Source organism: Stagnimonas aquatica, from assembly GCF_003730135.1.
In the GTDB taxonomy this organism is placed as follows: Bacteria; Pseudomonadota; Gammaproteobacteria; order Nevskiales; family Nevskiaceae; genus Stagnimonas; species Stagnimonas aquatica.
On sequence record NZ_RJVO01000011.1, the window covers coordinates 56,824 to 70,728 of the forward strand.

Annotated in this window: 13 protein-coding genes; all 13 read left to right on the forward strand. The window is 64.7% G+C overall.

Annotated elements, in window-relative coordinates:
• Nucleotides 1–10 precede the first annotated feature (10 nt).
• Nucleotides 11–1,486, forward strand: a complete 1,476-nt coding sequence (locus tag ED208_RS16775; RefSeq protein WP_123213079.1) for an efflux RND transporter periplasmic adaptor subunit — start codon at nt 11–13, stop codon at nt 1,484–1,486.
• A complete protein-coding gene (locus ED208_RS16780) occupies nt 1,483–4,623 on the forward strand; it encodes an efflux RND transporter permease subunit (protein ID WP_123213080.1) in 3,141 nt (1,046 codons plus the stop codon). The genes ED208_RS16775 and ED208_RS16780 overlap by 4 nt, the downstream gene beginning before the upstream one ends.
• Nucleotides 4,620–5,051, forward strand: coding sequence for a MerR family transcriptional regulator (locus ED208_RS16785; RefSeq protein WP_123213081.1), 432 nt, complete (start codon nt 4,620–4,622; stop codon nt 5,049–5,051). Before ED208_RS16780 ends, ED208_RS16785 begins: the two co-directional genes overlap by 4 nt.
• A gap of 64 nt (nt 5,052–5,115) precedes the next feature.
• Nucleotides 5,116–5,559: a hypothetical protein gene (locus ED208_RS16790; protein WP_148044789.1), complete on the forward strand. Its 444-nt coding sequence runs from the start codon at nt 5,116–5,118 to the stop codon at nt 5,557–5,559.
• A 136-nt stretch (nt 5,560–5,695) separates the two neighbouring features.
• Nucleotides 5,696–7,456 (forward strand): TolC family protein, encoded by a 1,761-nt coding sequence (locus ED208_RS16795; protein WP_123213083.1) that lies wholly within the window; start codon nt 5,696–5,698, stop codon nt 7,454–7,456.
• Nucleotides 7,457–7,522: 66 nt separating this feature from the next.
• Nucleotides 7,523–7,831: a hypothetical protein gene (locus ED208_RS16800; protein ID WP_123213084.1), complete on the forward strand. Its 309-nt coding sequence runs from the start codon at nt 7,523–7,525 to the stop codon at nt 7,829–7,831.
• The gene (locus ED208_RS16805; RefSeq protein ID WP_199720656.1) at nt 7,831–9,324 is read left to right on the forward strand and encodes a multicopper oxidase family protein; all 1,494 of its coding nucleotides are present in this window, start codon (nt 7,831–7,833) and stop codon (nt 9,322–9,324) included. Before ED208_RS16800 ends, ED208_RS16805 begins: the two co-directional genes overlap by 1 nt.
• An 18-nt stretch (nt 9,325–9,342) precedes the next feature.
• The gene (locus ED208_RS17400) at nt 9,343–10,407 is read left to right on the forward strand and encodes a c-type cytochrome (protein ID WP_158608604.1); all 1,065 of its coding nucleotides are present in this window, start codon (nt 9,343–9,345) and stop codon (nt 10,405–10,407) included.
• A gap of 43 nt (nt 10,408–10,450) precedes the next feature.
• Nucleotides 10,451–11,002, forward strand: coding sequence for a DUF411 domain-containing protein (locus tag ED208_RS16815; protein ID WP_233575102.1), 552 nt, complete (start codon nt 10,451–10,453; stop codon nt 11,000–11,002).
• A gap of 47 nt (nt 11,003–11,049) precedes the next feature.
• Nucleotides 11,050–11,478 carry a heavy metal-responsive transcriptional regulator gene (locus tag ED208_RS16820; RefSeq protein ID WP_199720657.1) on the forward strand — a complete coding sequence of 143 codons (429 nt, stop codon included), beginning with the start codon at nt 11,050–11,052 and terminating at the stop codon, nt 11,476–11,478.
• A 1-nt stretch (nt 11,479) separates the two neighbouring features.
• The gene (locus ED208_RS16825) at nt 11,480–12,067 is read left to right on the forward strand and encodes a DUF4396 domain-containing protein (protein WP_123213086.1); all 588 of its coding nucleotides are present in this window, start codon (nt 11,480–11,482) and stop codon (nt 12,065–12,067) included.
• A gap of 1 nt (nt 12,068) precedes the next feature.
• The gene (locus ED208_RS16830) at nt 12,069–12,812 is read left to right on the forward strand and encodes an AraC family transcriptional regulator (protein WP_123213087.1); all 744 of its coding nucleotides are present in this window, start codon (nt 12,069–12,071) and stop codon (nt 12,810–12,812) included.
• Between the two features lie 63 nt (nt 12,813–12,875).
• The gene (locus tag ED208_RS17650) at nt 12,876–13,736 is read left to right on the forward strand and encodes a sterol desaturase family protein (RefSeq protein WP_123213088.1); all 861 of its coding nucleotides are present in this window, start codon (nt 12,876–12,878) and stop codon (nt 13,734–13,736) included.
• The last annotated feature ends 169 nt before the right edge of the window (nt 13,737–13,905 follow it).

Here is a 13,905-nt window from a genome sequence, read left to right on the forward strand (position 1 = left end):
GAAGACTCCCATGAAGACCAAGACCATTACCGTGCTCTCCATCATCGCGCTGGCTGCCGCTGGTGGCGGCTGGTGGCTGGCGCAGCCGGACGCAGCCCACAAGCACAAACTCGAAAAGCGCGTCGATGCGCAGGGCAAGACCTACTACACCTGCGCGATGCACCCGCAAGTGAAACAAGGCGAGCCCGGCAGCTGCCCGATCTGCGGCATGAAGCTGGTCAAGCGGCAGGAAGCCGCGATGGCCGACATGAGCGGCATGGAGGGAATGAACGGCAAGGACGGGATGGCGATGAGCGAGGGCGAGAAGCAGCCGCTCTACTGGTATGACCCGATGGTGCCGGAGCAGCACTTCGACAAGCCCGGCAAGTCGCCCTTCATGGACATGCAGCTGGTGCCGAAATACGCCGATGCGGCCAGCGGCGGTGCGGGCGGTGGCACGGTGGTGCAGATCGACCCGCGCATGGCCCAGAACCTGGGGATGCGCGTTGCCGAGGTGAAGATCGGCACCTTCTTTCAGCGCATCGAGGCCGTCGGCAGCGTGGCACTCGACGAGCGCCGTATCGTGGTCGTGGAGTCGCGCAGCGCGGGCTGGATCGAGAAACTCGACGTGCGTGCCGAGGGCGATGTGGTGAAGAAGGGGCAGCGTCTTGCTGCGCTGTATTCGCCTGATCTGTTCGCGGCGCGGCAGGAGCTGAAGCTGGCGCAGCAATCCGGCGATGCCGCACTCGCCCAAGCCAGTCAGCAGCGCCTACGTCTGCTCGGTGGCGGCGCGGGGGGCGGCAGCCAGTCCGGCGTGTTCGCACCAGCCAGTGGCTTTGTGGTGGAGCTGATGGCGCGCGAAGGCGCGCAGCTCGCACCGGGGATGCCGCTGATGAAGCTCGCCGACCTCTCGCAGGTCTGGCTCAACGTCGAAATCCCGGAGTCGCAAGCGGGCTGGATCAGCACCGGTAAAAGCGCGGAGGCGCGACTGAGATCGCTGCCCGGCAAGGTGTTTGAAGGCACGGTGGACTATCTCTATCCCCAGCTCGACAGCGGCACCCGCACCCTGCGCGCGCGGCTGGTGTTCGACAACGCCGATGGCGCGCTGCGCCCCGGCATGTTTGCCGATGTGACCTTGTTCGGCGGCGGTCAGAAGGACGTGCTGCTGGTGCCGAGCGAAGCGGTGATCCGCACCGGCGAGCGCACGGTGGTGATGGTGGCGGAAGCTGAAGGCCGCTACCGCCCTGCGCACGTCGAGGCCGGGCCTGAGCGCAATGGCGAGACGATGATTCTGTCCGGCCTCGAAGCGGGCCAGAGCGTCGTCGTCTCCGGGCAGTTCCTCATCGACTCTGAAGCCAGCTTGCAGGGGGCCTATCAGCGCATGGGCCAGGGCGCTGGCAGCGCCGAAGGCGCCATGAAGCCTGCGATAGAAAGCATGGGCGATATGAAGGACATGGACACGAGCGAGATGAAGGGCATGGACGGCACGAAGGAGAAAGCCCCGTGATCGGTCGCCTTATCCATTGGAGCATCCACAACCGTTTTCTGGTGCTGATGGCTGCCGTGCTGATGACGGCTTGGGGCAGCTACTCGGCCTACACCACGCCGCTCGACGCCCTGCCGGACTTGAGCGACACCCAGGTCATCATCCGCACCACCTATCCCGGCCAGGCGCCGCAGGTGGTGGAGGATCAGGTGACGTATCCGCTTACCACCACCATGCTTTCGGTGCCTTACGCCAAGACGGTGCGCGGCTATTCGCTGTTCGGCCAGAGCTTCGTTTACATCCTGTTCGAGGACGGCACCGATCTGTATTGGGCGCGTTCACGCGTGCTGGAATACCTCTCGCAGGTGCAAGGCCGCTTGCCCGCCAATGCCCGTGCCGCACTAGGCCCCGATGCCACGGGCGTGGGCTGGATTTACGAATACGCGCTGGTGGATCGAACCGGCGGCAACGACATCAGCCAACTGCGCGCGCTCCAGGACTGGTTCCTGAAATACGAGCTGAAGACCGTGCCGAATGTGGCCGAGGTGGCGACGCTGGGCGGCTTCAACAAGCAATATCAGATCGTGCTCGACCCGGATCGCCTGCGCGCCTTCAAGCTGCCGGTAGAGACCGTGATGAAGGCCGTGCAGGACGCCAACGCCGAAACCGGCGGCTCGGTGCTGGAACTTGCCGAAGCCGAATACATGGTGCGCGCGCGCGGCTATCTGAAGACGCTGGACGACTTCCGCGCCATTCCCGTCGGGCTGGGCGACAACGGCACGCCGATCCTGCTGCGCGATGTGGCGACTGTGCAGCTCGGCCCCGAAACCCGACGCGGCATCGCCGAACTCGATGGCGAGGGTGAAGTGGTGGGCGGCGTCATCGTTCTGCGCTCCGGCGCCAACGCGGCAAGCACCATCACGGCGGTAAAGGCCAAGCTCGAAACGCTCAAGGCCAGCCTGCCCAAGGGCGTGGAGATCGTCGAAACCTACGACCGCTCCCTGCTAATCCAGCGCGCGGTCGAAAACCTCAGCACCAAGCTGGTGGAAGAGTTCATCGTCGTGGCGGTGGTGTGCATCCTGTTCCTGTTCCACCTGCGTTCGGCGCTGGTCGCCATCCTCACGCTGCCGCTGGGCATCCTGATGGCCTTCGCGGTGATGAAGGCGCAGGGCATCAATGCCAACATCATGTCGCTGGGCGGCATCGCCATCGCCATTGGCGCGATGGTGGACGCGGCGGTGGTGATGATCGAGAACGCCCACAAGAAGCTCGAACACTACAAGCACGAGCACGACGGTCGAGACCCCGAAGGCGCAGAGCGACTGCAAGTGATGGCGAACGCTGCGGCCGAAGTCGGCCCGGCACTGTTCTTCAGTCTGCTCATCATCACCTTGAGCTTCGTGCCGGTGTTCACCTTGCAGGCTCAAGAGGGCCGCTTGTTCGCGCCGCTGGCCTACACCAAGACCTATGCGATGGCGGCAGCCGCAGGGCTGTCAGTGACGCTGATCCCGGTGCTAATGGTCTGGTTCATACGCGGCAAGATTCAGGACGAGCAGAAGAACCCGATCAATCGTTTTTTGATCCACATCTACCGGCCCGGTATCCACGCCGTGCTGCGCCATCCGCGCGCGACGCTGGCGATTGCGGTGGTGGCGATGGTGCTGTCGGTGTGGCCCGCGACCCAACTCGGCAGCGAGTTCATGCCGCCGCTGGACGAAGGCGATCTGCTCTACATGCCGACGGCATTGCCCGGCCTCGCAGTCGGCAAGGGGGCTGAGATTCTTCAGCAAACCGACCGCATACTGAAGACCTTCCCGGAAGTGAAGCGCGTGTTCGGCAAGATTGGCCGCGCCGAAACCGCGACTGATCCGGCCCCGCTGGAAATGGTCGAGACCACGGTGCAGTTGAAAGACAAGAGCGAATGGCGCGCGGGCATGACCACCGCCAAGCTGATCGAGGAGATGGACGCGGCGCTGAAAATCCCCGGCATGGGCAATGTCTGGGTCAACCCCATCCGCAACCGCATCGACATGCTGGCCACCGGCATCAAGTCACCGGTGGGCATCAAGATCGCAGGCCCCGATCTCAATGTCATCGAGAAGCTAGGGGCGGAGGTCGAGCGCGTGGTTAAGGACATCCCCGGCACTTCTTCCGCGTTCTCGGAGCGCGTGTCGGGGGGGCGCTATATCGAGATTCACCCTGACCGCATCGCCGCCGCGCGGCTGGGCCTATCCATCGCCGATGTGCAGCGCATCGTCGCCCTCGCCATCGGCGGCGAGAACATCGGCGAGACCGTGGAGGGCCTGCAACGCTTCCCCATCAACCTGCGCTACCCGCGCGAGTTGCGCGATTCGCTCACCGATTTGCGCGAGCTGCCCATCGTCACCATGCAGGGCGCGACGGTGACGCTGGGGCAGATTGCCGAGGTGGTCATTGCGGACGGCCCGCCGATGATTAAAAGCGAGAACTCGCGCCCGAACGGCTGGGTGTATGTAGACATCCGCGGCCGTGATCTCGGCGGTTATGTCGCGGAAGCCAAGAAGGTCGTTGCCGAACAGGTGCAACTGCCTGCCGGTTATTCCATCGCCTGGTCGGGGCAGTTCGAGTATCTGGAACGTGCGTCGAAGCGCCTGAAGCTGGTGGTGCCGTTCACGCTCGCCATCATCCTGCTGCTGCTCTATCTCACCTTCCGCAACTTCGGTGAGGCGCTGCTCATCATGGCGACACTGCCGTTCGCGCTGGTGGGCGGGCTGTGGTTGATCTATGGACTGGGCCACAACCTGTCCATCGCCAGCGGTGTCGGCTTCATCGCACTCGCCGGCGTGGCAGCGGAGTTCGGCGTCATCATGCTCATCTACCTGCAACAGGCCGTCACCGAGCGGCAGGCACGCGGGACGATGAACACCGTGGCTGATCTCGAAGACGCCATCGTCGATGGCGCGGTGCTGCGGGTGCGGCCCAAGGCGATGACGGTGGCTGTCATCATCGCGGGCCTGCTGCCCTTGTTCTGGGGCGCAGGCACCGGCAGCGAGGTGATGCAGCGCATCGCCGCCCCCATGATCGGCGGCATGATTACCGCGCCACTGCTGTCGATGTTCGTGATTCCGGCGGCTTACTTGTTGATGCGCCGCCGGGGCTTGAAGGAGAAACAGCCATGAACGGATACACCGTGGGGCGTCTGGCCCGTGCGGCTGGCGTTGGGGCCGATACGGTGCGGCACTACGAGGAGATCGGCTTGCTGCCGCCCGCCTTGCGTGCGGCATCGGGCTACCGCTATTTCGCCGAGAGCGCGGTGGCGCGGCTGGAGTTCATCCGCCGCAGCCGGCTCCTGGGCTTCAGCCTGCCAGAGGTGCAGGAACTGCTGGACTTGAGCGACCGGCGCCAGACCGATCAGCAGACCGACATGGTGAAGCTGCGCGAGGTCGCTGCCGCCAAGCTCGCCGATGTCGAACGCAAGCTGGCCGAGCTGGAACGGATGAAACTGGGCCTTCAGCAACTCGTTGCCTGCTGCCCTGGCAAGGGGCGGCTGGCGCAATGCCCCATCCTGTCTTCGCTGGCGTCACCGAATGGGCAGACCGCCCCGTGACTGAGCGCCTCACATGTCAGCCATTTCGCTTGCGGCTCTCCGCCACCGCGCCCATACTTTTCGTATGAAAGTGCTTCGCCCCCTCATTGTCTGGCTCATCGTGATTCTGCTGCCGCTTCAGGCCGTGGCGGCGTCGGCGATGATGCAGTGCAAGGACATGGGCGCTGCAAGCCCGGCAGAGGCCGCGCAGCAGGACGGCCCGGTGCATGACCACGCCGCGATGATGGCGGCGATGGGTGCCGACATGGACATGTCCGGCATGGATCATGCGGCGATGGATCACGAGGGCTCGGAGCACAAGACATCCAGTGGCGCGGGCTGCGACTGCGGCTGCCAATGTGCGGCCAGTTGCTCGGTGGGTTGCGCGACCGTGGCGGCTTTTGTCACGCCAGTGTTTGCTGTCGTCGATTTTTCCAGTGGCCGCGAACAGGCCCGCGAGACCCGCGAACAGGCGCATGCGGCCTACCGCTACGACCCCTTACGACCTCCATCCGCCGTGGCGCTTTGATCGCCACGGCTCTCGAAGACCCACGCTGCAAACCCTGCTGCAAGCCCGTTCCTGACCGAACCGGCTTGTAGACACCTTCGATGACCGGGGCGATCCGTGCTGCACGGATTTCGCTTCCCTCTCGAAGGAGTCACCTGTGGTTTCCAAATTACTTCCGTTCCGACGCACGGCGTTGGTGCTGGCGGTGCTCGGCTTGAGCGCCTGTGCCAGCCTGCCACCCGATCTGGGCCGCTCCGATGTCTCTGCGGCGGTCGTGGCGCGTGGTCAGGCCCTGCCGACGGGCGATACCGCGCAGCTGTCCGCCCAGCTGCTGGCGCAGCCGCTCACGCCCGACAACGCCATCACCCTCGCGCTCATTCACAGCCCCGCCGTGCGGCAAACCACCGCGCAGCTTGGCCTCGCCGCCGCCGATGTCTATGACGCGGCCCGCATCGCCAACCCGGTATTCAGCGCCAGCCGCCTCACCTCCAACGACCCGGCGGCGGTCTCGGCGCAGATCGGTCTCGGCATCGCACTGAGCTTCACCGATCTCATTTTCTTGCCCGCTCGCAGCCGCTATGCCAAGGCGCAGTTCGAGGCGGCGAAGCTGGAAGTCGGCAGCGCAACACTCGTCCTGGCCAGCGAGGTTCAATCCGCCTGGTATGCGCTGGCCGGTGCCGAGCAGAACGCGACTTTGAAGACGCGCGTTGCCAAGGCCGCTCAAGCCTCGGCGGATCTCGCGCAACGCTATTTCACGGCAGGCAACATCAACCAGCGCGAGCTGGCGCTGGAGAACGCTGCGGCGACCCAGGCCCAGCTTTCTGCGCTCACCGCGCAGGCCGAGGTCGAACGGGCACGCAGCGCGCTCAATCGCCTGATGGGGCTGCCCGCGACAAGGGATCAATGGCAACTTGCCGGGGGATTGCCTGCACCCCTCGCGAACGAGGACGAGCTGGATGCCCTGCTCAAGCTCGCCAGCGAAAACCGGCTGGACGTGGCGGCCGCGCGGCGCAACGCCGAAGCCGTCGCCAGCGCCTTCGGCCTGGAGCGCCGAACCCGGCTGCTCGGCCCCATCGAGCTGAGCTACGAGCGCGAGCGCGACACGGACGGCAGCCGGACCATCGGCCCCGGCGTTTCGGTGGCTATCCCGCTCTTCAACTGGGGCACCGGACGGGTGGCGCGCGCCAAGGCGCAACTGGATGCTGCCGAGGCCGATCTCGCCGCGAAGGAACTCGACGCCAGCAACGACGTGAAAGCGGCCCATGCCGCCGTGCGCTCGGCCAGGGCGATGGTGGAACGCTATCGGGACAGTCTCATTCCGCAGCGCGAAGCGGTGGTGGATCAGATGCAGCTGGAGGCGAACTACATGCTCATCGGCGTGTTCGAGCTGCTCGCCGCCAAGCAGCAGCAATACGACGCCTATTCCGGCTACCTCGATGCCGTGCGCGATTACTGGCTGGCCCGCACCGAACTCACCCGCGCCGTGGGCCGCAAGCTGCCCAGCAGCGACCAGCCCGCAGCGGCCACGCTGGATGCCGAGACGCTCGCCAAGCCCAAGGGTGGCGGCATGGATCACGGCGCGATGGGACACGGTGCGATGGGGCACGACATGTCCTCCATGCCGGGCATGGAGGGCATGGAGGGCATGGATCACTCCGGCCATGACATGTCAGGCATGGAGGGCATGGAAAAGCCTGCGCAGAAGAATCCCGCGAAGCCGACGATGGATCATGGCGCGATGGGCCACGACATGTCTTCGATGCCCGGCATGGCACCTCCCAAGCCCGCCGCAGGCGAAGGCAGCCCGCGCGCCGAGCAGCAGACCGAGATGCCGGTGAAGCAAAAGCCCGCAGCGACATCGCCACCGGCCCGCAAACCCAAGCCAGTTCCGCAATCCGAAAGCCACCAAGGCCACTGAGCGATGACCACTTTCTCGATACCACGTTCGCCATCTCTTCCCACCCCTAAAACCAGGAATCACCCCATGAAAAGCATCCTCAGCCTCGCCGCCGCTCTCTTCATCCTCGCTCCGGGCGCTTTCGCCCATGACCCCGCCGAACACGCCAAGGAAGCGGCGGAAGCCAAGGCCGCGCCCAACTGCGAGGCGATGAAGACGATGGATCACTCGAAGATGGACCCGAACGATCCCGTCATGAAGGCCATGATGAGCAAGTGCGCCAAGCAGAAGCCATCCGAGCACAAGGACATGAAGGGCATGGAAGGCATGGATCACTCCAAGATGCCGATGCCCGCGACGCCCCCCAAGAAGTCCGACGGACATGAGGGCCACTGATGGATACCAGACCTGAAACGACGGACACCGTGGAGCAGGCCGAAACGCTGTTCACGCGGCGGCACCTGCTGCAAATCGCGGGCAGCGCCGGACTCCTGGCGGGTGTCGCACGCCCGGCGCTGGCGCAGCACGAAGGCCACGACATGTCCTCGATGCCGGGCATGAAGATGCCAGCGGACGAGGCCAAAGCGCCCAGCAAGGCAGCCTCAAACAATCCGGTGAAGCGCCACCCGCAGGGCTATTTGCCCGTGCGCACGCTCAACGGCTGGACGCTGCCCTACACGATGAAAGGCGGCGTCAAGGAGTTTCATCTGGTCGCCGAGGAGATCGAGCATGAGTTCGCGCCCGGCTCGCGCGGCAAATGCTGGGGCTACAACGGCACCACACCCGGCCCGACGCTCGAAGTGGTCGAGGGCGACCGCGTGCGCATCCTCGTCACCAACCGGCTCGGCGAACCGACCAGCGTGCATTGGCACGGCATCGACCTGCCCAATGGCTACGACGGAGTGGGCGGCATGAACCAGCCCAGCATCAAGCCCGGCGAGACCTTCGCCTACGAGTTCACCCTCAAGCAGCACGGCACGCACATGTATCACCCGCACGCGGACGAGATGACGCAGATGGCGTTCGGGATGATGGGCCTCTTCATCATCCACCCGAAGGCGGGTGAGGAAGTGCCAATCGACCGCGACTACTGCTTCCTGCTTCACAACTGGGCGATGCACCCCGGCACCTACCGGCCAGACCCCAGCATCATGCAGGACTTCGATCTTTGGACTTTCAACAGCAAGACCTTTCCGGCCATCGAACATCTGGTGATGGCGACCGGCGAGCGTTGCCGCATCCGCATCGGCAACCTCTCGATGTGGAACCACCCGATCCACCTGCACAGCAATCCCTTCTGGGTGACGGGCAGTGATGGTGGGCGCTGGCCGCGCAACCAGTGGCGGCGCGAGGTCACGGAGATCGTCGGCGTCGGCCAGATGCGCGACATCGAGTTCGTCGCCACCGAGCCGGGTGATTGGGCCTTCCACTGCCACATGGCGCATCACACGATGGGGCCGATGGGGCATGGCATTCCCAACCCCACTGGCGTGGATCAGTCGGGCGTGGACGACGAGATTCGCCAGCTGCTGCCGGGCTTCGCCGCGATGGGCAAACATGGCATGAGCGAGCACGGCGGGCATGTCGCAATGGGTCTCGCGGGGCCGGACAACACGCTGCCGATGATGACCGGCGAAGGGCTTTACGGCCCCATCGAGATGGGCGGCATGTTCACGGTGCTGAAGGTGCGCGATGGGCAGAAGCCCGGCGACTTCACCGACCCCGGCTGGTATCGCCATCCCAAGGACAAGATTGCCAAGAAGGTCAGCAGCGATCCCGATTACGGCACCCCACACCGCCGCCAGCCCTATGGCCCCTCGTCATCGCCAGCGGCCACGCCGAAGGTGCCGCCGATGGAAGGGATGGATCACTCGAAGCACGGCAAGTAGCGCGTGAAGGAGCCTCGAATGAAACATCTGAAAACAGCCATTGCCGCCATCGCCGTGGTCGCCATCGGAGGACTGGGGTTCATCTACTCCGGGGTCTATCCGATGGGGGCCGATGATCCGCACATCAAACCCGTCTACTGGGCGCTCGACACCCTGCGCGAGCGATCCATCGCCGTCCGCGCGAGCGGCATCGAAGTGCCGCCGCTCGATGACCCCGACATGCTCCTGGCCGGGGGTGCGGACTACAACGACATGTGTGCGGGCTGCCACCTCAAGCCGGGCAAGAAGTCGTCCGAAATGAGTGCGGGGCTTTATCCGCAGCCACCCAATCTCTCGCTGGGCGCGGAGGGTCATGCCGGGCACGAGGGTGGACACGGCGACGTGACCACCAGTGCCGCAAGGCAGTTCTGGATCATCAAGCACGGCATCAAGGCGAGCGGCATGGCGGCGTTCGGGCCGACGCACGATGACGCCCGCATCTGGGCCATGGTGGCCTTCCTGCAAAAGCTACCCACGCTCGATGCCGCGCAGTATCAAATCCTGACGGCGCGTGCCGAAGGCGACATGGCCGGGATGGAGGGCATGGATCACGATGACGCCTCGTCGCACGCCCATGAGGTCAAAGCTGAGAAGGACGCGCATGCGGGAATGGGTATGCCAGGTATGAAGGCCGATCAGCACGCTATGGCTACCGACCTATCGACGCCGAGCGGGGTGATGCGAGCGTTCCAGGCGGCCATGAAATCAGGCGATGCAGCGTCAGTGAAGCGGCTGCTGGCTCCTGATCTGCTCGTCTTCGAGGGCGGTGCCGCAGAGCGTTCGCGGGATGAGTATGCGAGTCACCACCTCGGTGCCGACATGGCTTTCTTGAAATCCTCCAGCGTGGACATCTTGAAGCAGTCCAGCGGTGGTAACGATCAAGAGGCCTGGCTCACGACCGAGTCGCGCATTCGTGGAAAGTCGTCGAAGGGCAAGCCACTCGACATCGCCAGCACCGAGACCGCGCTGCTGCGCAAGGGCAGCGCGGGCTGGCAGATCGTCCATCTGCACTGGTCGTCGCAAGACTTCAAGGCCGCACCATGAGCGCGGGTTCCCCATGTCTGGAAGTAACCAAGGAGCGAAACCCGTGAAGAAAAGCTCTGTCTCCAGCCTGGTCTGGATCGGTTCCGTCGTGCTGACGATCGGCGCGGTGCTTGCGGCGCAGTATCTTCGCGAGCCATCTGTCCCACCTGTCGTTGCTGCTGCCGCGCCGGATACCGTGGTGGTCTACAAGAGTCCCACTTGTGGCTGCTGCTTGAAATGGGTCGAGCATCTCCAGCAAGCGGGCTTCACGGTAGAGACCCACGACGAGCCGCAGATGAGCTTGGTCAAGACCCGGCTTGGCGTGCCAGAGGCCTTGGGCTCCTGCCATACCGCAACGGTCAACGGCTACGTCATCGAAGGGCATGTGCCCGCTGAAGACATTCGGCAACTGCTTGCCAAGCGGCCCAAAGCCAAAGGCCTCGCCGTGCCGGGTATGCCGATCGGCTCACCGGGCATGGAGATGGGCGATCGAGTCGACCCGTATCAGACGCTGCTGTTTGATGGGCAGGGACGGTCAAGCGTATTCAGTCGGCACGGGACAGCAAGTGCCGCGCCTGTGAAAGCGTCCTCAATCAATCCACAGCCGCCCTCTTGACTCTGGAGTAGGGTCCAGACCCCAGTCTAGGCGGGAGGTTAACGATCATGCCCAAAACCCTGATGACCATTGGAGCCGCTGCGCAGGCAGCGGATGTCGCGATTGACACGGTGCGCTACTACGAGCGTGAGGGACTGCTCGCCAGTGCCGCGCGCACGGCGAGTGGCTACCGTGTCTTCACGGCGGCTGATGTCGAGCGTCTGCGCTTCATCCGCAAGGCGAAGGCGCTCGGCTTCACGCTGGCGGACATCGCCGACCTGCTGCGTTTGCAGGATGGCGGTGGGCCGCGCACCGAGGTGCGTCAGCGGGCCCGGAACAGGATCGAAGACCTCAGCCGCAAGATCGCGGCACTGACAGCCATCCGCGACGCCCTCGTCGTGCTGGAAGCCCAGTGTCACGGACGCGGCACCGTCGCCGGCTGCCCAATCATCGAGGGCGTGCAGGCGGTTTCCCTGGCTGATCCTTTGGAGTCCTGACATGAGCACCACTACCCATCCCCACACCAGCAAAGCCGACTGCTGCGCCACCCATACCCCTGCACCAGAAAAGCCGCAGGCCGCCGCTGCCAGTTGCCACCACCAGGACAAAGCGAAAGCACCTTCGAGCGCAGCACACGCGCATCACGCTCACCACGGTGGTGGCGGCTCGATGTGGGGACTGACCACTTCCGCAACGATCCACTGCCTTTCGGGTTGTGTCATCGGCGAGTTCATTGGTCTGGCCATCGGCGTGAGCCTCGGTCTGAACCCGTGGATGACGATGGCGCTGGCGACCACGCTGGGTTTTGCCAGCGGCTACACGCTGGGCCTGTGGCCGCTGGTAAAGCAGGGCATGAGCTGGGGTGCGGCGTTCAAGACGCTGTGGCTGGGTGAGACCATCTCCATCGCCGCTATGGAGTTCGCCATGAACTTCACCGACTACCACGTTGGTGGCGTTACGGCTTCGTCCATCCTCGCGCCCGCATTCTGGCTAGGCTTCGCCGCCGCCATCCCGGCCGGCTTTGCAGTGGCCTGGCCGGTGAACTGGTGGCTGTTAAAGCGCAGCATAAAAAAGCCCTGCCACTGAGATGACCGCTCGCCCCAGCAGTTGGAACGGTCAGGCCCGCATGGGTCTGGGCTGGGGCGAGTTTGTTGGCGTGACTGGCGACAACGCGCCGCACAGTCACCATGCTGTGCAGGTCTTGCTCTCCGAGCAGCCGCAGCCCCTGTGGACTGCCGCAGGCGGTTGGCAGACCGTGCAAGGCGCGGTGATCGGCCCGGAGCTGCCGCATCAGCTCGGCTCCAATGGCAGGCCAGTACGCTTGGTCTATGTCGAGTCACACGCCGAGTCAGGCCGTCGCCTGATGACCGCACTCGATCAGGGCCTGCGGGTGCTGACGACTGAAGAGGTGGCGCTGGCCCATCACGCCCTTTCAGGTGGTGAACCACCGGATACGGCGCTTGCCCAGGTGCTGTCATCGGGCTCGGTGCGGATCAACACGCCAGCCAGCGACGACGAGATCGAACGCTGGATCGTCGCACTGCCGACAGTGCTGCCGGAGCGCCTCACCGCCGCCGCCTGTGCGTACCAACTGGGGCTTTCCAGCAGCCGCTTTCTGCACCGCTTTCGCACCCATACCGGCTTGCCGCTGCGGCCCTACCTGCGCTGGCGGCGGCTGCTGGTCGCCGTGCGCGAGGCGATGCAGGGTGCGAGCCTGACCGAGGCCGCTCACGCGGCGGGGTTTGCCGATGCCGCGCATTTCACCCGCACCTTCCGCCGGCACTTCGGGCTGGCCCCCAGCGCATTGATGAGGATGGCTTCGACGAAGTAGCCAGTTCGTTCAAGCCAGCGGCGCAGGCCACTCCCATGCTCTCCGCACTTTCGGAGAGCCCCGATGCACACCCTGATCCAAAACCTGATCCGCAGCACGTCCTACCCCCTGATCGCTGGAGGCGCGGCACTTCTGCTCGTGCATCTGGCCGCTGCCGGTGCGAGTTATTGGCCGCTGTTCCCGCTGGTGGTGGCGGCTGGCATCACGCTGGTGGCCGTGCTGGAACGCATCTCACCCTTTGAGCCCGACTGGAACCGCGACCATGACGGCGACACGCGGGCCGATGCGCTGCATCTGTTCGTGAGCTATCTGCTCATCCAGTCCGCCGTGGCGATGGCCTTTGGCCTGCGCGCGCTGGTGCCGCAGGGCTGGGGCCTGTGGCCCAGCACGGCCCCCATGTGGGCGCAGGTGCTGCTGGCCGGACTCATCATGGATCTGGGTCTCTACACCATGCACCGCCTCAGCCATGTCAGCGGCTTCCTGTGGAAGCTCCACGCCCTGCATCACAGCCCGGAACGGCTCTACTGGCTCAACGGCGGTCGTCGTCATCCGCTATCGGCTCTGGTGCTCGCCGGGCCGGGACTGACCGTGCTGCTGATGCTCGGCGCCACGCCCATCGCCGTCGGGGCCTGGATGAGCTTCATGAGCGTGCATCTGGCCTTTCAGCACGCCAATCTCGACTACCGTCTCGGCCCGTTCCGTCATCTGCTGGGCGTGGCGGAGATGCACCGCTTTCACCACAAGCGCGACTTCGAGGATGCGCAGGTCAACTTCGGCGAAGTGTTCCTGATCTGGGATCGCCTGTTCGGCACCTTCCACGATGCGCCGCGCAGTCCGCGCAAAGGTGAGGTGGGATTACGCGGAGAAGCGACACCCAGTGGCTATTGGGCGCAGCTTGTCTGGCCATTCAAACGTGTGGTCTAGAAGATTCTGTGGACTGTGATCCCGACCGCCTGTCCACTAGGCTGTTGGCGCGCGTTGAAAATTGACCAGCCAAACGGGGTTCTGCTCACTGAAAATTGACCAGGGTGTTCTTCACTAGCCTGCGGGGTTTTACCCCAGCAGGAAGACGAGGTGCATACCATGGCGATGT